Here is a 21,806-nt window from a genome sequence, read left to right as displayed (position 1 = left end):
TGATACCATTTCACCAGATGTTTGTCACAAGTTATCCCCGTAATACTCTCTCCTCAGGGAGTGTTGCAGATTTCAAATGTTGCATCAAACAAGTGAGTTGGTATAAGCTTTTACGAGAAAGCGCTTGAGTGAGCAAAACCTCAAGCGCTTTTTCGTGTATAAATAAAACAGTCTAACTCTCTGGACGCTGATACAGCCATTTTTAAATACACAGATACTAAGTAAGGAAACTACTAGTATAATATTTACTGCAATACATACTTCATAGTTATAACATCGGCGTGATCGCTTCATCTGTTAAATACGTAATTTGATACTCAAAATGGGTATTACAAATAAGTACTTCAGATGAAATAGGTTTTCAAAGATGATTTTCAACTTTAGAAATACTAGTAGTTCGCCAAGTGAACTTGGCGGGGTAAAGGGTAAGGGGGAAGGGAGAAAGGGTTTAAATCTCTTACCCTTTTCCCTTTCCCCTTTCCCCAGTCCTCACTTAGCATTTTTGGGTTGGCAGACTACTAGTGCTGTGTGTGCCGTATTTTTATTAGTCAGCGTTAGCAGCTTCCATCAGTCAGCCATAGCTAATATCGACAAGCAGTCCCAACTGATAGCACAGCAGAGTAAAACCCAGCCACACCCGGTTTTTAAATCTATTCTGCCTAAATTAAAGCAAAAGACTCAAATTAAGATTTTATTACCGAAGTTTATTCCTGAGTCGGATGGGGAAAATCGAATTTACGCAATTATAGAAGCTGCTACAAAAAATAATTATGATATTCTCTTGGGTTTCAGTCCCGACTGTAGTGGTGGAACTGCTTGCCGTTTGGGTGTGCTTTCGGCTGAAGCTGTAACCCGCAAAACACCCCGCCTGACTGGTAAAACTGTATCCTTAGCTAAGGGTATCACTGGCTATTTTGTAGATTTTGCTTGTGGTGCTAATTGCTCAGATGCTACCTTGACTTGGAGACAACAGGGTGTGCAATATGTTGTTGGGTTGAAAGCAGGCGATCGCACTTCTCTAATAAAAATGGCTAATTCTGCGATTAATCCCTAGCTAATATCAGAGTTAGATTGTACTTCCCAGCGAAACAGCCGTGGCAATTGAGATACATCGATGGCGTAGTTAACAATCCACAGCACCAATTCAAAAATCAATAAATACCGTACCCACAGCAACTCGCTTTGAGAATCCAAAATTGTCAAACCCTCATACAATTGCCAGAAGCGGTAAGGGAGATATATATAAGGAACCATCACCCACACGACATTTTGCAACTGCCTGAGGGTCACTCTTTCAGAGATAATTTGCAACCCTAATACGATAAAATACCAACCAAGCACAGTTAACACAGTGCGATCGCCCCACCACACACCCCACAATAGCATAAACACTAATGGCAGTAATACTCCTAGCAGTTGCACTGAGCCAAACCATATTTTATACCAACCGGGAAATGGTAAAGGTAGAGTATAAGGCTTTGTGTCTTTCCAGCCCCAGTTGATAACTACAATCAAAAGTGTGGCAATTAAGAAAAAGAGGAAATTTTCTAGGAACAGATAAAGATTGATGTTTGAGAAAATCATGACAGTATTATTAACTTCTGGGGTTTGCGTGTCATTCTCCCTAAGTAGTATTTTTGCAGACTAAAGACTTTGCCCTATACCCTACGCCATATTCTCTTTATGGGGCAATCTGCTTAAGATTAGATAATTAATTTACCTTTCTAGAAGTAGTAAGAGGAATTTAACCTTTATTTGCTCGACTTTCTTGAATTACATGGATAATCGATGGTAGTAAAGAAATAACTATAATTAAGCCAATAATCGGTAACAAATACTTATCTACCTGTTCAGGTGGCAGAGATTTTCCTAAGAAAAATCCTAAAAAGGTGATTCCGAATGTCCACAAGAATCCACCGATTAAGTTGTAAGACATAAATGTACGGTAATGCATCGCCCCAAGTCCAGCCACAATCGGCGCAAAAGTGCGAATAATCGGTGTAAACCTCGCCAAAACTAGCGTTTTCTTGCCATGCTTTTCATAAAAATCCTGGGTTTTTACCAAGTGTTTTTTATGAAATAACCATGAATCTTCTTTCTGAAATAATTTTCTACCAAATCTGTGTCCTGTAGCGTAGCCAACATTATCACCAAGGACTGCACAAACAAAAGCACCAAAAATCAGAACCCAAATGTTAAACCCTGATTGTGGAAGAGATGCAAGAAATCCAGCCGTAAATAGCAAACTATCTCCTGGCAGAAAAAAACCAATTAGCAAGCCAGATTCCGCAAAGACAATTGCCCATACCCCAAAGTAGCCAATTTTTGTAATTAGGTCTGGTAAATTTAAATGCATAAAACCTTTTACCGTTAAACATAGGCCTAAAATATCTTAACGTTCAGCAATATTTTTGAATAAAAAGTAATATGAAATTTACGTAAAGTTATTTTTTAATCTGATAAATCTCATGACAGATGGTAGATGTGGGGTTAGAGGTGCAAAATGCCAAGATATTTGAAAGTACTAAGACTATTTTGGGGTGCTGCGATCGCCGCAGAATTGGAATATCGGATTAATTTTTTCATAGCTACCCTCAGCAGCTTGGGAAATCTTGCTGGTAGCCTCTTTGGACTATTCTTGTTTTACCGGACTGGATACACTTTTAGTGGCTGGACATGGGAAGCAGCTTTAGTGGTTTTAGGAATTTTTACCTTACTCCAAGGATTTTCTGCTACTTTTCTGTCGTCGAACTTAAATCGTATTGTCCGCCATGTCCAGGAAGGCACTTTAGACTTTATTTTATTAAAACCTATTCGCAGTCAGTTTTGGCTTTCCACTCATACCCTTTCACCTTGGGGACTGCCGGATCTAATTTTTGGTAGTATTATCATTGGCTATGCAGGTAAACGCCTCGGTATAGGAATAGACGGCTATTTACTTGGTTTGTTGCCGTTATTGTTCAGCTTAGTGATTTTGTACAGCCTGTGGTTTATGCTGGGAGCAACAAGTATTTGGTTCGTAAAAATATACAACGCTACCGAAGTACTGCGTGGCTTGTTAGAAGCTGGGCGATATCCTATTGCTGCATATCCCACTGCTTACCGCTTTTTCTTCACCTTTGTGATGCCAGTAGCTTTTTTAACTACTGTACCAGCCGAAGTGCTGTTGGGTCGGAGTGAAATTAGCTGGTTGATAGGTGCGGCAATATTAGCAATGTTGTTGTTTTTTGCTTCTACTTGGTTTTGGCGGTTTGCGTTGCGGTTTTATACTAGTGCTTCGAGTTAGAGAGTTTTGAAAAGTAATCAGATTTCTCCTGGAAGTTTTGGTATACCTGTATGGTTAGATTTCGACCTCGGTGAATTGTTCTATGGTATCTCAAATAGATATACATTTGCCTAATGGAGTTTTACAACGCTTGCAAAATGTGAAAAATTTTGTGGGTGGAAGCGTTAACTCTCTAAATAACTCAGTACAACGAGTTGGAGAGTCTTTAAATACAACAACTGATAAAGCAATTGATACAGTTACAACCAGCTTAGAGCAAACTTGGCAAACAGCGGAGCAATTTAAGAGTACAACATCAGGAGCAGTAAAAGGTGCGATTACATCTTCTACAAATGATTGGTTAACACAACATCCGATATTTTTTAGGTTAGTTCAAATACTAGGTTGGGCGACTAATCACCCAATTATTAGTATAGTGGTTTTGCTGTTTGCGATCGCTCTCAGTTGGAGCATCATCAAAGCAATTGTCCGCTTGATTGAAACAGCTAGTTGGTCAATACTGCAAGTTCCGTTAAAATTGCTTCAGGCTTTGATTAAAGTTAGCTTTTTATCATTAGCTAAATTTGGTAGTTTTACTTTTCAAAAAATCACAGGTGCTAAACAAGCTGATAACATACCAGCTTTGCCACCTGAAAGTTTTCAACCAAATAAACAACAAAGATTGGTAGAAATTTCCCAGCGCTTAGAAGCAATTCAAAAAGAACAGAATGAGCTTTTACAAGAAGCCGCAGACTTGATTACTTCTGACACTGTTGATATAGAAATATCAAATATTAAACAGCTAAAAAGCGTTGAATCACATCTTGGCTGAGTTCATCTGTGGAACCGGAGGCGACAATACCACCTTTTTGCATAGCGTAATAGTAATCAGCCTGACGGACAAAGTGCAAATGTTGCTCTACCAATAAAACCGAAATGCCTGTAGTTTCGACGATGCGACGCACTGCGGCTTCAATTTCTAGGATGATGGAGGGTTGAATACCTTCGGTGGGTTCATCTAAGACGAGTAGTTGAGGTTCTCCCATTAAAGCACGTGCGATCGCCAATTGTTGCTGTTGTCCCCCACTCAAATCACCACCCATCCGCGAAAGCATGGTCTTTAACACTGGGAATAAGCTAAAAACTTCCTCTGGAATTTCTGCTTTTTTTACTGCTTTCTTTCTAGCTTCTAACCCCAGCAGCAGATTTTCTTTAACTGTCAATCGGGGGATAATTTCTCTTCCTTGGGGGACATAACCAATTCCTAACTTTGCTCTTTGGTCGGGAGATTTAGAGTTGATTAATTGTTCAGCTAAATTAATAGTACCGCTACGGGGTTTGAGTAAACCCATGATAGTTTTGAGTAGGGTTGTTTTACCTACACCATTGCGTCCAATTAGGCAAACCATTTGCCCAGTTGGTACGCTTAAATCTACATTGCGGAGAATGTGGCTTTCGCTGTAATAAACGTTGAGGTTAGAGATTTTTAGCATTATAGATTACGTAGATATTAAAATTTAATGCAGAGGCACAGAGAAAAAGATAGAGTTTTGATATTTTCGTATCAAGATGGAATTATTTTGATGGGTTTCATAATTGAAGGCTAAACCGCTATTTATTCATGCTCACCTAAATGCATAATCATTAAAAAATATTGATGAAAATGTTTTACTTTACAACGAAAATAACATCTGTTAAAGCACTGAAGGTTTGTGGTTTACCAGGATAATTAAAATTCATCTTTAAATCTGATATTTGCTTTGAGCTAAAAGCATCAAGAAAAGTGTTTATCGTCGGTGTTAAAAGGTCTAAGTTCCTTTTAAATATTCTGATGGAAAATAAGTAACCTTTAAATCAATTGCGAAAGGATTAATATCAATTCCAATAAATCTCCTTTTTTGGTACAAACATTCTCTACTAATAAAACCTGAACCTAAAAATGGATCAATAACTATATCTGACTCATTTGTATAGTTTTGTATAAAAAAAGCAATACTTTCAGTTGGCTTTTTACCCCAGTATTTATGGAAAGAATACATACCTTTATAGGTATCAGGATTGCTAATATCTTTTATGGTCTTTACAGTCATGTCAAACTCTATATCTGAGAACCCTAAATATAGAGTACCATGTCGAGCTTTTGAGATAAAAATTCATTCTTCCTGTTTTCCCAGATATACCTCAATTACACGAGAGTCATTTTGGACTTCTTCAAAATTTCCTTCGCACAGCACCGAACCTTCATGCAACACTGTCACTTTCTTGGCAATTTGACGCACAAATTCCATATCATGTTCAATTACTAAAATTGAATGACTCTGCGCTAGTGCTAAAAGTAGTTCGCCAATGTTATAGGTTTCTTCGTCTGTTAAACCCGCAACTGGTTCATCAACGAGTAATAAATCAGGCGACTGTGCTACTAACATTCCAATTTCTAAACGCTGCTTTTCTCCGTGAGAAAGTAAAGCTGCTCTGATATCAGCTTTTGGCGTTAAACCGATAGTTTCTAACAATCCTTTAATATTATTCCTTTCAACAGTATTAGAACGTTCAAACAAAGTAGAAAAGACATTTTTCTTCTTATTACTGGTAATTTCCAGATTTTCGCGGGGCGTTAAATTTAAGTAAATTCGGGGTGTTTGAAACTTCCGCCCAATTCCCAATCGGGCAATTTTATATTCAGGTAAAGAACGTAGGTTTCTTCCTTTGAATAAAACTCGCCCAACGGTTGGCTGAACTTTACCTGTAATCACATCCAGAAACGTTGTCTTTCCCGCGCCGTTGGGGCCAATTACTACTCGTAATTCACCCACATCCATACTAAAGTTAAGTTGGTTTAAAGCCTTAAAACCATCAAAGCTAACAGTTACGTTTTCAGTTTCCAAGATTTTCGCGTTCATGTTGCACTTCGGGGTCTTCTTCCAAGGTGGGATATGTAGCAATTTCTTGACGGCGGTGGAAAAGAGAAATATTCTGACTACGCAACCATCCCACGATACCGTCAGGAAGGACTGTGACGACTATCAAAAATAGTGCGCCTTGGAAAAATAGCCAGATTTCGGCAAATTGTTCGCTTAAAAAAGTGCGGGCACAATTTACTAACAAAGTTCCGACAATCGCGCCAATTAAAGTAGCACGTCCGCCTACAGCAACCCAAATCACCATTTCAATCGAAAAGGCAATATCCATTGCTCTGGGTGAGACAGAACCACTTTGAATGGTGTAAAATGCTCCTGCTATGCCTGCGATCGCACCTGAAACTACAAACACCAACACCTTAAAATCTGTAGGGTCGTAGCCAGAAAATCTTACCCGACTTTCATCATCACGAATCGCTATCAGCAATCTCCCAAAGCGTCCAGTTGTCAACCAGCGACAAATGCCATAGGTGATTGCGAGAAACACTACTGTCAGCGTGTAGAAAATAAACTGTGTTTTGGCATCGCTGACCGTTGCGCCAAACAAAGTTGTAAAATCTATCAGTCCATTCGTGCCGTTGAAAAATTGTTGTTGACCGTTAAAGAAGTTGAAAAATACAATAGTTCCGGCTTGAGTCAATATAGAAAAATAAACACCCTTGAGGCGATTTCGGAAAACCAAATATCCTAACAATCCCGCCAATAATCCTGGAATTAGTACCACAGCAGCTATTGTCAAAGGAAAAGAATAAAAAGGTTGCCAAAAACTGGGAAGTTCTGTAACTCCATAAAGTCCCATGAAATCAGGCAATTCTCCAGTCGGGACTTGCAGCTTCAGGTACATTGCGATCGCATATCCACCCAAACCAAAGAAAATACCATGTCCCAAACTTAGTAAACCAGTATAACCCCAAATCAAATCGATACCTAAAGCTGCGATCGCCAGCGACAAAAATCGCCCCAACAAATTTAGACGAAATTCCGACAGCAGCAGTGGCATAATGATGATGAGCAAGAGTGCGATCGTAACTACCACCCCAACTTCGATTAAAATTAATCTTCCCCCCTTCTTTTTCATTCTCTGCGTCCTCTGCGTCTTGGCGGTTTGTTCAAACATCAACAGTACGTCCCTTCTGTGGAAAAATCCCCCCAGGCTTCCACTGTAAAAACACAATAATCAGCGCAAACACCATCACCTTAGCCATACTCGTCGTCGCAAAAAAAGTAAAGAAATCAGCCAAAGGCTTAACAGGAGTCAACAACAAAGCCAGAGTTCCAGAACCAATTAAAAAATTAGCCGTACCAATTCCCAACGCAGCCACAATCGTACCGCCTAAATTGCCCACACCCCCAACCACAACAACCATAAAAGTATCAATAATATAGTTTTGTCCTGTATTTGGCCCTACAGAACCAAGCAAACTAATTGCACATCCCGCCACACCAGCTAAACCAGAACCCAGTGCAAAAGTAATTGCATCAACCTTTTGAGTTGGGATACCCAAACAAGCACTCATACTCCGGTTTTGCGTCACCGCCCGAATTCTTAAACCCCAGCTAGAACGTTGTAAAAATAAATAAATTCCTGCCACACAGATTATTGTTAAAGCAATAATAAATAACCTGGCAAAGGGCAATTGCACACCACCCAAAGATATCCCCGCTTGTAACCAAGTAGGCGCTGTTACATCTACATTTTGAGCGCCAAACCAAGGTTGAGTCACTGCTAACTGATAAGTTTGACTCAAGAAATTGCCCGTTGTAATTGTCACCCCCAGCGATAATAAAAATATCATCGCCACAATCCAGTTACGAACTCTTCCCAAATCTGTGCGGGAATTTAAAATCCATAAACCTCCAAAAAACAGCAGAGAAAATAAGCCTAGACCAATTATCAATACCCAATTCACACTGCGGACAAACTGCTGAAAAATTAAACTTACTCCCCAAGTTGCGAGTAAAGTTTCTAATGGGCGTCCATAGAGATAACGAATCACACCTTTTTCTAAAATTAATCCCACAGTAGCCGTGAATATAAAAGCAATAATCAAAGCCAAAAATATATAGACTTCAAACCATACCCCACCCAATTGTTTGCAGACATTTTGCACAACATAAGTTGTATAAGCGCCGAACATCATCAATTCGCCATGCGCCATATTGATAACGCCCATCAATCCAAATATAATAGCTAGTCCCAACGCGGCAATTAATAATACTGCGCCAATACTAATACCATTAAATACAGCTTCTAAGAATCCTGCTAACACTTATTTCTCCACAACAGCTATCAGCTAGTAGTTAGTGTTTCGTGTGCCTCGTTCCCAGTCTCAGACTGGAAACGAGAATATTACGAATTACGAATTATTTAGATTTTCTTGTACTTACCACCCTTCGCAGGGTCACTCCAATCACAAGCAAATCCTTTAGTTTCTTTCACAAATTGATTCCAAGGAACTGGTTCAACTGCTGTCGGAGTAGCATAGACAATATCAAATAAACCATCTTGTCTAACTTGACCAATTCGCACAACTTTAGATATGTGATGATTGGCATCCATTGTCACTTTACCTTCAGGTGCATCTAGAGTTTGACCATAAGCCGCAGCACTTACCTTCGCTATGTCTGTAGTACCAGCTTTTTCTACTGCTTGCTTCCACAAATAAACTGCGATATATGCTGCTTCCATTGGGTCATTTGTCACCCGATTTTCACCGTATTCTTTTTTGAAAGCTGCCACAAACTTCTTATTAGCAGGTGTGTCTACTGTTTGGAAATAGTTCCAAGCTGCATAATGACCTTTGAGATACTCTACACCAATCGCTTTAACTTCTTCTTCAGCAATACTTACAGACATGGAGGGATATTTATCTGGTGTCAATCCAGCACCTTTTAATTGTTTGAAGAAAGCAACGTTGCTATCACCATTTAAGGTGTTGTAAATCACGCCACCATTGGGTAAATTTTGTTTAATTTTAGTGATAATTGGTGTAACTTCTGTATTGCCAAGAGGTAAATAATCTTCACCAACTGTTTTTCCGCCTAAAGCTTCTAGTTGAGCTTTAATGATGGTATTAGCTGTCCTGGGAAAAACGTAGTCTGAGCCAACTAAGAAGAATTCTTTGCCCTTATTTTTTAACAGCCAATCAACAGATGGTTCAATTTGTTGATTTGGTGCAGCACCAGTGTAGAAAATATTTTTAGAGCATTCTTGACCTTCGTATTGCACAGGATACCAGAGCATATGATTTTTGCTCTCAAATACTGGCTTAACGTTCTTGCGGCTAGCAGAAGTCCAACAACCAAAAACTACAGCTACTTTATCTTGGTCGATTAACTTAGTTGCTTTTTCTCTAAAAGTATCCCAATTAGAAGCACCATCTTCGGTAACTGCTTCAATTTGTTTACCTAATATACCACCAGCAGCGTTAATTTCTTTGATTGCTAATTTTTCAGCATCAACAACGCTTTTTTCACTAATAGCCATCGTACCACTCAAAGAGTGCAAAATACCTACTTTGATGGTGTTACCAGTAGTAGCCGCTGTTGGAGAAGCCGCAGGAGTGGCGACTGGACTCTGTGTTGCAGTTGGAGAATTATTCGCGCAAGCTTTTAAAAAAAAGCTGCTTCCAAAAGTTAAAGAACCGTAAATTATAAACTTGCGTCGGTTAAATTGTCTTCTCATCTTTTTATGAATTTTCCTCTTGATGAATCAACTAACTTAATAGAAAGCTGACAATATCAAACTTTAAAGTGTGATGATAGTGCGATAGTTTACTAGTAAAAAGTGACGCCTTATACAAAAAAGTTTGTTTTTGTAATAAAAAACAAACTTTTTAAGATTAATCTTTGTTAACTTTATAAAGATTCTCGTATCTATGTAAATATTTATAGAACAACAAAACCCTTCTCTTCCACGAACGTCTGAGATTATAGACCAATACAGTTCAGTTAAGAAAAATTGTAGGTTGGGTTCAGCAAAGCGCAACCCAACAAAGCCCAGAAAATGTTGGGTTACCCTTCGGGAAGCAAGCTACGTTCTTCAACCCAACCTACACAGTTTAAGATTTTTGGCGCTAACCCAAGCGTATTGTCTACACTGTTATTATTCAGATACTCCTGGTTCAATCCGTGCCCCAAGCTGAAGAACCCGTCCAAGGTCGTCAGCGTTTCGCCAGGTTTCAATTATCTTGCCGTCGGCAATATAATGAATGAATGTAGCAGTGAATGTCTGCTGACGACCGCGACTTGGAATGCCAAGAAAACTCTCTTGAATGCAGGTATTAGTCGCACGCACAACAACTTTGTCACCTTCAGCGATTACGTCTTCAATTGTCCATTTCTGCTGTATAGGCCCAAATGAACCAAAGAGTTTGCGTACCCCGTCAGGGCCAAGGGGAAGTCCTGGTAAACCACCCTGCATTTTCCAATTCGGGGCGGTTATCTCGCAAATTTCTTCGATCTTATGCTCGCTAATAAGTTCAATCCACCGTTGAGCAATGATTTTGTTGTCCTCAATGGAAGACATTGCTGCTATTCCTCTACTGAAAATTAGGCGAACTCTAATTATTTATTTAGACAGACAAGATGCACTATTGTCAATTAACCAAGTTTGAGATTGAATTAAAATCGGTGCAGCGCTTAATTTGTCAGCATCAGTAATATTTATGTCTTTAACTACGGGGCTTTTAGATTAGCATTTGTCTAATAATTTCATCTTCCTGGCCAGTTGCAAAATTAGCAAAGCGCTTTGCCAAAGGTGGTATCAGTACTAGAGGGTTACTAAACCCAGAGAAAACATGAACGCCTTCCAATCCAGGGATAGCACCAATTAAGGGGAGTTGATTGTTACTAAATGCCACTAAGCAGTGATACCAAGTCCCTGGTAAATTCTCTAATGCTGGTAAAATTTGACCAACACTTCTTCGCAACCATTTTTCGCTTACCTCTGAGTTTACCTTGGCATGAGGATCTGCGATCGCACGGCTAATTTGACCGATGCGGATACTACCATCTTGAAACTGAATTGCACCCGCATCTAAAATTGGTGGTACTAACTCATTACCAAGTTCATCCCATAATTCATCAACTTGAGTCGATTCAGCTTCTAGTTGAAACCGTTGCAGATTAGCTGGCATAACTAAGGTGCGTAACCTGACATCAACAGGTGGGGTTTCAATGATTTCTGCGTGGGTAAAATACAACTTGATGGGAATACCAGCAGATTTGAGAAGCTGGCGGCTGAGTCCACCTGCACAAATGACGACCTTAGCGCTGTGAAAAGTTGCAGTGGTGGTTTTAACGCCATCTTGTAATACTTGCAATACTTGAGAAATCTGCATTTCCCCCCCAGCACGTTCAAAAGCTTGGATGTAGGCTTGGGCGGTTTTTTCTGGGTGAATATGACCGTGTTTGACAGTTAAAGCACCAGATATCGCCTCTCGATTTAGCAGCGGTTCCAACTCACAAGCTTCTTGAACGCTGAGTAAACGGGGTGGAATGGCACAATCATTATATGATGCAGCAGTTGCTTCTGGGTCAGAATCGGCTGAAATAGTCAGTAATAAATCTAACTCCCGAAATTGGATATCAGCATCTAACTCTTGAGCTAGGATATGGTAACGCGCGATCGCTTCTTCGCACAATAGCCGAGTTAGTGGTGTACTACCCGACCAATAGGCAAGCCCACCATAACTATAGCGAGTTGCATTCTGTGGTGTGCTGTATTGCTCCAACAAAAGTACAGAAAAGCCAGTTTTAGCCAATTCATAAGCAAGTGCAGCACCCGTAATTCCACCGCCAACCACAATCCAGTCGTAGGTTTTCATATTAAATGTCTTTCTTAATTACGAATTACCATAAGTTGCTTGCAAACGACTTAAAAGATATTCTCCCGCCAGGATAGGGGGATAGATAGGCGATTGTTCTTTCTGGCAACTTTCCAGACAAGCAATTTCTGTATCATCATTAGGATGACAGAAAAAAGCGATAGAATATCGGGACTGCTTCACCTTGTTATCACTGGGAATCATTACTCGATGCTTAGTTGAGCAAAATATATCATTTGTCCACCGTTGCATTAAATCACCAGTATTGACTACTACAGTATCAGGAATTGCAGGTGCGGCAATCCACTCTCTAGAAGCTGTCTGTACTTCTAACCCACCAACGTCATCTTGGAAAAGTAAGGTAATACTGCCATAATCGGAATGCTCACCAGCACGTACTTGTCCGGGTTTGGATGGTATTTGTAATGGTGGATAATGTAATAATCGCAAAGTATGATTTTGTTGGTTGTGTCTGATAGTAAAATAATTTTCTGGCAATTCCAACGCCAAGGCATAAGCTTGTAATATCGTGTTGGCAAGTTCTGTGCAAGTATCATAAAAAGTGACAATAGAAGCATCTATCTTTACAGCTGCTTGTTTGTTTACATTCAACGCCTCTTTCAAGTCGCCTGGTTTATTGGGGTCAAGACATTCTCTCTCAATACCAACGTAACCCGTATTATTAAATTCATCACTCCAAGCTTGCTTTTGCTTAACTTCTAAAGGTAAATTAAAGAAATATTTGCTGTGATTGAATACTCGGTTGATTAGGTTTTGTGATATTCCTAAATTTTTTAAGTACATGAAACCAATTTCATGACAAGCTTGATAAATTTGTTTGACAACAGCTTGCCGAGTTGCTGCATTGCCATGAGTAAAGGCAGTTAAATCAATTACTGGAATAATGACCATTGATATTTGTATCTTTTTTATTTTGTTTAATTATTTAGCGGAGACATAAACTTTGCTTAAAATTATCCAGGTAGACACTGACGAACATAAACCTCATATACAGGAAGTATTTTGGGAATATTTTCATGAGACTAAGTTGAAATTCAGCGATCAATTCGGTATCAATTTAGATGTTAATACATTCTTTGAGCAATATATGACTCAACTGCACGAATTTCTACCCCCTTCAGGACGCTTGCTTTTAGGAGAATACGAGTCAAAAATAGCTGGCTGCGCTTGCTTGCGAAAGATTGGGGAAGATGTTGGCGAAATTAAAAGAATGTATGTAAAACCAGAATTTCGTAGAAAAGGAATCGGTCGGTATTTATTAGAAGCTATCATCAATGAAGCTGCCTACATTGGTTACTCAAAGATACATTTAGACAGCGCACCTTTTGCCAAAGAAGCACAAGCACTTTATCGTCTATTTGGCTTTCATGATATCAAGCCGTATTTGGAAAAAACAGAGATTCCTTTAGAATATCGAGTAAACTGGGTTTTTATGGAATTAGTTTTAAAATGATTAACATCCGTGATGAAACTCTGGCAGACTACACAAGAATAGCTGAGGTGAATACATTAGCCTTTGGGCAGGAAAACGAGGCTAAACTTGTGGAAAAAATTCGCCGTTCTGACCGCTATATTTCAGAACTTTCTCTAGTTGCAGAGGTTGAAAATGTTGTAGTTGGTCATATTTTATTTAGTTATATTGACCTCGTGGATGATGAAACATTACAGGTACTTGGTCTAGCGCCTTTAGCAGTTCATCCACAATTTCAAAGACAAGGTATTGGCAGCACACTCATAAAAGCAGGGTTAGAAATAGCAGAGGCAAAGGGAGAAACCATAGTTATTGTACTAGGTCATCCAGAATTTTATACTTGCTTTGGCTTTCAATCTTCAGTTGTTTATGAAATCGAGTCTCCTTTTCCAGTACCAGAGGATGTATTTATGGTTAAACCGCTGCAAAGCTATCACCAAAAATATAAGGGGAAAGTTATTTATCCACCAGCTTTTCATGGAGTATAATTCAAGTTTATGAAAGTAAGAATTCTTGGGTAATAAATTCTCTGGCAATTTTTCTATCAGTAGGTAAGTATAATATACTCCAGAACTTTCTCTAATTGCAGAGGTTAAAAATACTATAGTCGGTCATATTATTACAATTTCTCAAGTTTTTTGAGAGCAAAAAATAATGAACTAATATGTAATGTTTGCAGAAATCTACCATTGTCAATAAGTTCGATTAAATTCTTTAGTGGCAACAAAACGACATCAATCTGTTCTGTAACATCTAACTTTAAATCAGCCACACGTTCTACATCTGTTGCTAAAAAACAATGGGTTAAATTGCTATGATTAGCTGGGTTTGGTGATAATATACCAGTTTCAATAAAATTATTGCTAGTGTAACCAGTCTCTTCTAATAATTCGCGCTTTGCAGCTTCTAATGGTAAAATATCTTCTGCTTCTACAGCACCGCTGGGCAATTCTAAAATTGTTTTTTTCAAACCGTGGCGATATTGCTCTACTAAGACAACCTCCTGATTTTTGGTTAAAGCTACAACATTAACCCACGTTGGATATTCCAGAACATAATAAGGGTCAACTATTGTTCCATTAGGCATTTGGCAAGTATCAGAACGTACTGAAATCCATCTGTCTTTTACTATGTACCTAGATTTTAATACAATCCAATCAAATGAATTTTCCATATTTAAACATCTATTTGTCTGCTTTTTACAGTAATTATTTCATTGAATTCGTGTTGCTATAATTACTGAATTTTTTGCGGTCACGCGGATTTCTGTGGCAGCAATCCGAGGATCTTTGAGCCAAAATTCCCTGATTGGATCTGTGCGTCCATGCCATTCTGGTGGCCAGTATTCTTCTGGTGTGAGATCGTCTAGTAAGATGAAGCCTCCGGGTTTGAGAGCAGTTATCAATGTTTGAGGTTCTGTAAGTTTTGCCTTTCCGCCATCGGCAAATAACAAATCAAAGGGAGCATAAGTCAGTAAATCGCGCCAGTCGCCTTGAAGTGCGCGGACATTAGACTTATCTGCAAATAGCTGTTGCACAACTTTGGCTCGATCGCGATCGCTCTCAATCGTAATCAATGTACTATCTGGGTGTAATGCGCTCACAATCCACGCTGCACCAACCCCACACCCGCTACCAATCTCGCCAATTTGACCCTGTGTGATATGGCTGGTGAGGACGTGCAACAGACGACCAACTTCTGGGAGTGAAGATTGGGTAAACTCAAGTTGTGCAGCTAGAGATTCGGCCTGCTGCACTAATGATGGACTAGAGGCGATGGGATAGGTTGTCATGTCTACTCCTCGATCAAAACGCACCATCACACTGGCAATAATGAAACATGGGCTGAAACCACCTTCCAGCCTTCGGTAAACCTGTACCAAGTCTGGCTTTGTCGCCCGAAACGCTCTACACCATTGATAATCCGGCGAAACTCTAAAGTCACGGTTGCTGCATCTTTCCCAAAGGTTACAACCTTGAGATTCGAGATTTCTCGCTCTATTTTTGGGTTTGGTCGATTCTGGCGAAAGTTACGAACCTCATCGCCACCATAGAGGTTTTCTGTGATGCCAAAGCGAACTACTTCGGGCGCATCCCAAAATAAGCTATCCATCACATCCAAATTGTTATTAGAAAGGGCATCTTCGTACTTCAGGTACAAATTAGTTACTTCAGCGACAACAGCAGGGTCATTTATAGTAGTCATTGTTGTTACCAATTTTTGGTATCACGAATGATTATGCAGGAAGCATCTCACCTTTGCAAATATACGAGGCGATTAGAAATCGCGGCTACACAAACTTTCGTCCACCTACGCGGACTTAAAGAATTTGAAACCCACGGAGTTGGGTTTTGTCTGTATAGCCGCGTTCGCCCTTGGCGACTTTACCCGACTTCAGCACATTGCTATGTTTAGTTAAGATACCAGTTCGTATTAGGACTTAAGTATAAGAAAAAAACGAACTGCAAAGGACGCAAAGAACACAAAGAAAGAAAGAAGTTAAAAGGGCTTGGCGCAACTTCACCAATAAATGGTTTTAACCGTGAATAAAAAAGTAGGCAGTCATGCTGAAGGCAACAATCATGACAAATTTCCGAATTAAGTGCGGTTCAAGTTTACGAGCATAATGGGCGCTTAAGTAACCACCAAGAGAGCCACCGACTGCCATCAAAATAGCTTGATGCCAAGCAATCACACCTGCAAAAATAAATGGAACGATCGCAATACCATTGATACAACTCCCTAAAAATGTCTTGAAAGCATTCATTTTGTGGATACTTTTGATACCTAAAAAGGTCAGAGTTGCCAGCATTAAAATCCCTAAACCTGCGCCAAAGAAACCGCCATAGATGGCGATCGCTAGTTGAGCCAGTACCAAATTAAACAAGGGTACAGATTCCGGTGATGTATTCTGGTTTCGACGCTGCAACCACTTTTTGAACGGTTCGCCAAAGGTAAACACAACTGTTGCTAGCAGCAATAGATAGGGAATCAGCTTTTTAAAGATATCTGGCGATGTATACAACAAGGCGATGGAGCCAATCATGCCACCAACTAAACTGACGCCACATAGAAGTACAAAATCTCGCCGCTCGATGCCCAAATCTTGACGATATGCTCCAGCACTGGCGAGAGCTGCCACCCAAATTGCAGTATTATTGGTGGCGTTAGCTGTGATCGGGGCTACACCTGTAAAGATGAGAGTTGGAAATGTGATAAAACTTCCACCACCCGCTACAGCGTTTAACCCACCTGCAATAAAAGCAGTACTAAACAGAAGTAAGCTATGGATAAACGTTAATGATGGCGGCATTATTTTTACTTACGAATTACGTTAGCGTTCTCGTAGCGTCCCGTAGAGAGGAACGAGCGTCATTACGAATTACGAATTACGAATTATAAGTCTGAGAATATCATTTGGAGAATGGGCAATCAAGTCAGCACCATGAGCTTTCAATTCCTCCTCAGTTCCATAGCCATAGATGACGCCTATTGAAGCGATGTGATGGCGCTTGGCTCCAATGATGTCATGTGAGCGATCGCCTACCATCACCACAGTAGAAGGTAAAAGTTTTTCTGTTAATAAAATATGGTGAATTAAGTCACCTTTTATGCTCCGCGTTCCATCAAGTTCACTACCATAAACACCATCGAAAAGCAACGATAAATCAAAATATTCAATAATTTGCGTCGCATAAATATATGGTTTAGAAGTCGCAACAAAGGTTTGATAGCCAGCAGAACGAATAACTTTTAAAACTTCTGGAATTTGGGGATAAAGGGAGTTTTCAAATAATCCAATTGTTGCAAAACGATGACGATAAAGTAAAATCGCCTGTTCAATTACTGTGCCATCCAAGGTATTGAGTAATTGCGAAAAGCTATCTTTCAGTGGTGGGCCAATACACCAATGTAATTCATCAGCATCCGGTGGTCTGTAACCGAGTTCAGAGAGCGCATACTGAATGCAACTAGTAATGCCAAGCTTAGGATCTGTCAAAGTCCCGTCAAGATCAAAAAGAATAGCGGAGATAAGCATATTCGCGTTACCCCTCCCCGATGCCTTGGGGCTACCGTGTATACACAAGTCAAATTACCCCAATCCCCCCGATATATATATTGGGGGTAAAAATAAATTTAGTTCCCTCCCCTCTATTTGATTATCATTAAGTAAGCCGTGGTGAAAATTGATAACTATGTAACAAACAATTAAGCAGAAGAATTTGAGTTAAATTTTACACGTTGTGTACTGTAGTTTCCTTTTTCTCCTCTTGTTTGAACTCCATTAATGACAGCATAGGCAATGGTGGTACTCATCCTCAAAAGTTTTCGAGGCAAGTTCATCTTTTTTGAGGTGTTGCCACTCCAATTCAATTGGATTCATTACTGTAACTCGGTTCGCTCCAAGCACAAAATCCTGATTCATCCAAATACTTTAAATCTATTTCGCCAACAGCCGCAGATAATTCCAGTATTTCTAAGTCAGCCTGTTTGATTTGCTGTACTACCGGGTCTTGTTTCCCCTTATGACAATTTCAAAGTTCGCTTCCAAATGACCCCCTTTTTTTGAGTACCTGCCAAAACCTATCAGGACTCAATTTCACGGAGCGTTCTTGCTCTAATTTTTGGGCTAATTGAACACTATTATATGTACGTGGTTCTTGCTCCAAGCATTTTTCTAAGAACGCCATGTCAGCTTCCGCCCACCTTGATTTTCCTCCCCGCCCTGCTTTCTCCCACAGTCCTTCTAGACCTTGTTTTTCCCATCTATGCAAAACTTCTCTTACTGTTTGGGCAGTCCAGTTCAAGTGTGCATCTTCTCTACATACCAACCATGTGCGCTCAATCTAATCACTTCGGCTCTGTCTTTTACCTTCTGGGGTACATCTGCCCTTCTCAGGTTCATGCATAGTTCTATCTTGCTCTCTAGTCAGAAATACCCTTAAACGACTGCCCATATCGCTGTTACCTTTGTAGACACATTGTACGTATTTACTTATCTTTACATAGTTTGGTTTTTTCACCTCGTTCTACTTATTTTAAAGGTACTTGACAACTTAAATAAGGTAAAAAAAGTATTGTAACGACAGAATAACTTGGCAAAAATTAAGCAACATTTTTAGGTAAATTCAGTAATCAAACCAGAAAATCAAAAGCTGAGTTTACTACTATGCCTAAAACAGCAAAACGAAACTCTGACCACCCACACCGACATAATACTCCTACTATAGATAATGAAGTGATCACCTCACACTTAGAAGCTTTATTAACACCAGTAGTTTTTGCTCAACAAAAATATTATAAGCAATTAGGATTACGAGATAGAACTCTGAATTTATCGTTAATGGTGGCAGCAGTATTAACACTTTTATGGCGACAAGTTCCTGGCGTTCAAGAGTTAAATCGTCTATTAGCACGAGAAGGTTTGTTATGGTGTGGAGTTACTAAAGTTACTCAACAATCGTTATCAGAAAGATTTTTAGTATTTCCTGCTGAATTATTTGAGCGCATTTTTAAAGATTTACTACCTCAGTTACAATTGAATTGGCAACAACGAATCAGACGACCATTACCAAACAGTGTTAAGTTCGCACTACTTAATTTTGAACGAGTTTGGATAGCTGATGGATCTACATTAGAAGCCTTATTCCGCAAGCTAAAAAGCCTAGAACACTTGAAAACAGGGCAACTAGCAGGGAAGACTTGTACAGTTATTGATTTGGTTAATCGTTTACCTGTCGAAGTTTGGTTTCACACTAATCCAGCAGCATCGGACACTAATTTTGAAGTAGCATTATTAAATTTACTGCCTCCTAAAACTCTGATTTTACTTGACAGAGGTTTTTATCATTTCCAATTCTTGCAACAACTCATTAACCAAGAAGTCCATTTTATTACACGTTTAAAAGCCAAAGCATCTATTAAATACTTAAAGATTTTTAGCTATGACCATTCTATTAAAGACCGATTGATTCAACTAGGTACTGTTCGGCGCGGCGCACCAGTTCTCACTTTACGTTTAATCGAAATTAAAATTGGGTTTTACTAGCTATTCTTACATTACTTCTGTCCTTGACCCCAAAATATTACCTCCCTATGTCGTTGCAGATTTATATCGCCGAAGGTGGAGAGTTGAAGAAGCTTTTTACACAGTTAAACGCTTGCTAGGGCTATCTTATTTATAGACTGGTTCTATTAATGGTATCAAGCTACAAGTCTGGGCTACTTGGTTATTTTATGCTGTTTTGGCTGACTTGGGAGATGCGGTTGCAGATGAATTATCTCTGCCATTCGACCGTATTTCTTTGGAGATGATTTTTCGTGGTTTATACCATTTTAGTGTCGCGCAAGAAAGAGGTAAAGCGGATGACCCAATTCAGTACTTCGCTGCAAAAGAAAATCAAGATTTAGGAGTTGTTAAAGCGCTGCGAAAACCAGTCTCCAAGCTCGATTTATCCCCTTTTCCTGCACCCTCTTGACAAAAGTGCAATCACTCTAACCTCTCACTGATGAACTTAATAAGGCTTTACTCGTTCCCAGGCGGAGCCTGGGAATGCATTCATTGAGTCTCTGGCTCAATGTCTTGACTAGAGGCGGAGCCTCTAATCAGCCATTCCCATACAGAGCATGGGAACGAGAGAAATCAGCTATTTTTACCCTGAATCTACAAGCATAACTTTCCAGAATTGCTAGGAAGGGCTTAATATTTCGGTTTCCTAAATTATTAAGGAACAAACAATCAATATATTAGCGTCTGTTTTTACATCTGTTTCAAAAGACAAATATTAAATTAATTCTGACTCGTGAAGTTTTGGAATTATATGCTTTATTATCCATTAGTAGCTGGATACTATTTTTTTGTTCTATTTTAATATGAAATTCATGTTGAAAAACTACTTTATCACCAATCAAGGACGGGTTTTCACGGCTTTAATTCTGACTGGAATTTTATCTGTTGCTAGCGGCTTTACACTTATTAAAGGTGCTGTGGGGGCTTCTGCGAACTTATCCTTTACAACAAGCAATGAAGTCCTCAAAGACAATATTAAACCAAACCGCTTGCCACGTCTAGTAGCTAATGCAGTACTGCGAGATTTAGCCCGTAGACAAGGAATTTCAACCAGAGAACTGCAAATTATTGACTACAATCAACAGACTTGGCGCAATGGTTGCTTAGAACTGCCTCAACCTGATGAAATCTGTACCCAAGCATTAATTCCGGGTTGGCGAATTGTGGTATCTAATGGCAAACAAAACTGGATTTATCATACCAATAACAATGGGCGATCGCTACGTTTAGCTTCGGCAAACACTCCCTCAGAAAATCTGCCAGTTCAACTACCCACATCTGTAAAAAATGCCATTTTGCAAGCTGCATCCAGACGTTTGCAACAGCCAATTTCTCGGCTAACGATCATTCAGGCTCAACAGCAAACTTGGAGAGATAGCTGTTTAGAATTAGCTAATGCTGATGAATTCTGCACTCAAGCTTTAGTATCAGGTTGGCGGGTGGTTGTCGGTGCAGTTGACCAAACCTTGCTTTATCATACCAATCAAACAGGTTCTTTACTTAGGCTGAATCAAAAGGCTAACGAAAGTACACTGGCCCCTGTACAAATTCCAGTTAGCGAGTTACCACCACCCTTAGATAGAGATATAGTCTTTCGGCAAATCTCCAGTGGTGGTTTTACTGGCAGAACCTATGAGACTGTTTTACTCAAAGATGGGCGATTGATTCGCGTGCGGATTGGTGATGCCAATGATTCTGAGCGTAGTGTTCGCCGCGTTTCTGTGCAACAGGTAAAACAGTTTGTGCGATCGCTAGAACGTTCCAAGTTTAGTAAATTTAAGAATTTGAGTTACCCAGCCCCCAGCGGTGCTGCTGATTATATCACCTATACTCTGACCAGCCAAGAGGGTACGGTTCAGTACAATGATATTTCTCAAAATAACCTACCCAAGAATTTACAGACAGTAGTTAAAGCCTGGAATCAACTCGCAGCCAGCGCACAATCTTGAAGAAGAATTCAGAAGTCAGGAGTCAGAATGGGCTAAACGCCCCGCTACCGCTAACAGGAGTCAGAATCAAGACGCGACTCGAAAATACTCGCTAATGCTGCGCTATCTGTTAGTCGCTAGAATTCAATTCTGAATTCTAGCAACTTCTATTTTGTTAAAGTTAAAGATGAAGACCACTATTGAGTACAAATCTTCAAAAGCCCACTATTCTATTCAATTGTCAATCATCCAAAAGAAATACATTCAAAATATTACGCGAGCTTATTTATGCCCACTTACTTAAG

The 21,806-nt window shown here is 39.6% G+C and carries 23 protein-coding genes and 1 pseudogene; 7 read left to right on the top strand and 17 right to left on the bottom strand.

The features are described 5' to 3' along the window. The first annotated feature begins 367 nt into the window (after nt 1–367). Nucleotides 368–1,054, top strand: coding sequence for a hypothetical protein (locus FD723_RS13055; protein ID WP_256875175.1), 687 nt, complete (start codon nt 368–370; stop codon nt 1,052–1,054). Here the strand turns inward: FD723_RS13055 and FD723_RS13050 are convergent. Both FD723_RS13050 and FD723_RS13045 read right to left on the bottom strand, forming a co-directional pair. Beyond that, on the bottom strand, nt 1,051–1,584 hold the full coding sequence (locus FD723_RS13050; protein WP_179065707.1) for a hypothetical protein: 534 nt from the start codon (nt 1,582–1,584) through the stop codon (nt 1,051–1,053). The genes FD723_RS13055 and FD723_RS13050 overlap by 4 nt on opposite strands. A gap of 160 nt (nt 1,585–1,744) precedes the next feature. Beyond that, nucleotides 1,745–2,356, bottom strand: a complete 612-nt coding sequence (locus FD723_RS13045) for a DedA family protein (protein WP_179065706.1) — start codon at nt 2,354–2,356, stop codon at nt 1,745–1,747. Nucleotides 2,357–2,503: 147 nt separating this feature from the next. On the opposite strand from FD723_RS13045, the gene FD723_RS13040 reads away from it, so the two are divergent. Continuing rightward, complete coding sequence (locus tag FD723_RS13040; protein ID WP_179065705.1) at nt 2,504–3,286, top strand: ABC transporter permease; 783 nt, start codon at nt 2,504–2,506, stop codon at nt 3,284–3,286. An 82-nt stretch (nt 3,287–3,368) separates the two neighbouring features. Then, nucleotides 3,369–4,097 (top strand): hypothetical protein, encoded by a 729-nt coding sequence (locus FD723_RS13035; RefSeq protein ID WP_179065704.1) that lies wholly within the window; start codon nt 3,369–3,371, stop codon nt 4,095–4,097. Here FD723_RS13035 and urtE read toward each other — a convergent pair. The 9 genes from urtE to FD723_RS12990 form a co-directional block, all read right to left on the bottom strand. Then, entirely contained in the window at nt 4,060–4,758 is a 699-nt protein-coding gene (gene urtE, locus FD723_RS13030) for an urea ABC transporter ATP-binding subunit UrtE (RefSeq protein ID WP_179065703.1), read from the bottom strand. The two genes, FD723_RS13035 and urtE, sit on opposite strands and share 38 nt — an antisense overlap. A gap of 315 nt (nt 4,759–5,073) precedes the next feature. Beyond that, a complete protein-coding gene (locus FD723_RS13025; RefSeq protein ID WP_218651821.1) occupies nt 5,074–5,355 on the bottom strand; it encodes a DNA methyltransferase in 282 nt (93 codons plus the stop codon). A 63-nt stretch (nt 5,356–5,418) separates the two neighbouring features. Next, nucleotides 5,419–6,165, bottom strand: a complete 747-nt coding sequence (urtD, locus tag FD723_RS13020) for an urea ABC transporter ATP-binding protein UrtD (RefSeq protein ID WP_179065702.1) — start codon at nt 6,163–6,165, stop codon at nt 5,419–5,421. Continuing rightward, nucleotides 6,140–7,261 carry an urea ABC transporter permease subunit UrtC gene (gene urtC / locus FD723_RS13015; RefSeq protein ID WP_179065701.1) on the bottom strand — a complete coding sequence of 374 codons (1,122 nt, stop codon included), beginning with the start codon at nt 7,259–7,261 and terminating at the stop codon, nt 6,140–6,142. The genes urtD and urtC overlap by 26 nt, the downstream gene beginning before the upstream one ends. A gap of 31 nt (nt 7,262–7,292) precedes the next feature. Beyond that, the gene (gene urtB, locus FD723_RS13010) at nt 7,293–8,453 is read right to left on the bottom strand and encodes an urea ABC transporter permease subunit UrtB (RefSeq protein WP_179065700.1); all 1,161 of its coding nucleotides are present in this window, start codon (nt 8,451–8,453) and stop codon (nt 7,293–7,295) included. Nucleotides 8,454–8,551: 98 nt separating this feature from the next. Further along, on the bottom strand, nt 8,552–9,868 hold the full coding sequence (gene urtA, locus FD723_RS13005) for an urea ABC transporter substrate-binding protein (protein WP_179065699.1): 1,317 nt from the start codon (nt 9,866–9,868) through the stop codon (nt 8,552–8,554). Nucleotides 9,869–10,288: 420 nt separating this feature from the next. Further along, nucleotides 10,289–10,711, bottom strand: a complete 423-nt coding sequence (locus tag FD723_RS13000) for an ester cyclase (protein ID WP_179065698.1) — start codon at nt 10,709–10,711, stop codon at nt 10,289–10,291. A 160-nt stretch (nt 10,712–10,871) separates the two neighbouring features. Then, a complete protein-coding gene (locus FD723_RS12995) occupies nt 10,872–12,011 on the bottom strand; it encodes an FAD-binding oxidoreductase (RefSeq protein WP_179065697.1) in 1,140 nt (379 codons plus the stop codon). 18 nt (nt 12,012–12,029) lie between these two features. Further along, a complete protein-coding gene (locus tag FD723_RS12990) occupies nt 12,030–12,923 on the bottom strand; it encodes an isopenicillin N synthase family oxygenase (RefSeq protein WP_179065696.1) in 894 nt (297 codons plus the stop codon). A 52-nt stretch (nt 12,924–12,975) separates the two neighbouring features. On the opposite strand from FD723_RS12990, the gene FD723_RS12985 reads away from it, so the two are divergent. Together FD723_RS12985 and FD723_RS12980 are read left to right on the top strand one after the other, a co-directional pair. Next, nucleotides 12,976–13,485 (top strand): GNAT family N-acetyltransferase, encoded by a 510-nt coding sequence (locus tag FD723_RS12985; protein ID WP_179065695.1) that lies wholly within the window; start codon nt 12,976–12,978, stop codon nt 13,483–13,485. Continuing rightward, nucleotides 13,482–13,991: a GNAT family N-acetyltransferase gene (locus FD723_RS12980; protein WP_179065694.1), complete on the top strand. Its 510-nt coding sequence runs from the start codon at nt 13,482–13,484 to the stop codon at nt 13,989–13,991. The genes FD723_RS12985 and FD723_RS12980 overlap by 4 nt, the downstream gene beginning before the upstream one ends. A 131-nt stretch (nt 13,992–14,122) precedes the next feature. Here the strand turns inward: FD723_RS12980 and FD723_RS12975 are convergent, their stop codons facing one another. From FD723_RS12975 to FD723_RS42155, 6 genes are all read right to left on the bottom strand, one after another. Next, nucleotides 14,123–14,677 carry an NUDIX hydrolase gene (locus FD723_RS12975; RefSeq protein ID WP_179065693.1) on the bottom strand — a complete coding sequence of 185 codons (555 nt, stop codon included), beginning with the start codon at nt 14,675–14,677 and terminating at the stop codon, nt 14,123–14,125. Between the two features lie 39 nt (nt 14,678–14,716). Then, complete coding sequence (locus FD723_RS12970; protein ID WP_179065692.1) at nt 14,717–15,295, bottom strand: O-methyltransferase; 579 nt, start codon at nt 15,293–15,295, stop codon at nt 14,717–14,719. A gap of 26 nt (nt 15,296–15,321) precedes the next feature. Then, the gene (gene hpxZ / locus FD723_RS12965) at nt 15,322–15,708 is read right to left on the bottom strand and encodes an oxalurate catabolism protein HpxZ (protein WP_179065691.1); all 387 of its coding nucleotides are present in this window, start codon (nt 15,706–15,708) and stop codon (nt 15,322–15,324) included. 331 nt (nt 15,709–16,039) lie between these two features. Beyond that, nucleotides 16,040–16,816: a sulfite exporter TauE/SafE family protein gene (locus FD723_RS12960; RefSeq protein ID WP_179065690.1), complete on the bottom strand. Its 777-nt coding sequence runs from the start codon at nt 16,814–16,816 to the stop codon at nt 16,040–16,042. A 69-nt stretch (nt 16,817–16,885) separates the two neighbouring features. Beyond that, on the bottom strand, nt 16,886–17,542 hold the full coding sequence (locus tag FD723_RS12955) for an HAD family hydrolase (protein WP_179065689.1): 657 nt from the start codon (nt 17,540–17,542) through the stop codon (nt 16,886–16,888). Nucleotides 17,543–18,038: 496 nt separating this feature from the next. Continuing rightward, entirely contained in the window at nt 18,039–18,311 is a 273-nt protein-coding gene (locus FD723_RS42155; RefSeq protein ID WP_218651783.1) for a helix-turn-helix domain-containing protein, read from the bottom strand. Nucleotides 18,312–18,673: 362 nt separating this feature from the next. On the opposite strand from FD723_RS42155, the pseudogene FD723_RS12945 reads away from it, so the two are divergent. Both FD723_RS12945 and FD723_RS12940 read left to right on the top strand, forming a co-directional pair. After that, nucleotides 18,674–19,970, top strand: a pseudogene (locus tag FD723_RS12945) (IS4 family transposase); the annotation flags it as partial. Between the two features lie 406 nt (nt 19,971–20,376). Continuing rightward, nucleotides 20,377–21,522 carry a hypothetical protein gene (locus tag FD723_RS12940; RefSeq protein ID WP_179065688.1) on the top strand — a complete coding sequence of 382 codons (1,146 nt, stop codon included), beginning with the start codon at nt 20,377–20,379 and terminating at the stop codon, nt 21,520–21,522. The last annotated feature ends 284 nt before the right edge of the window (nt 21,523–21,806 follow it).

Origin of the sequence: Nostoc sp. C052, assembly GCF_013393905.1 — a bacterium.
In the GTDB taxonomy this organism is placed as follows: Bacteria; Cyanobacteriota; Cyanobacteriia; order Cyanobacteriales; family Nostocaceae; genus Nostoc.
This window is presented reverse-complemented; position numbering and strand designations above follow the sequence as displayed.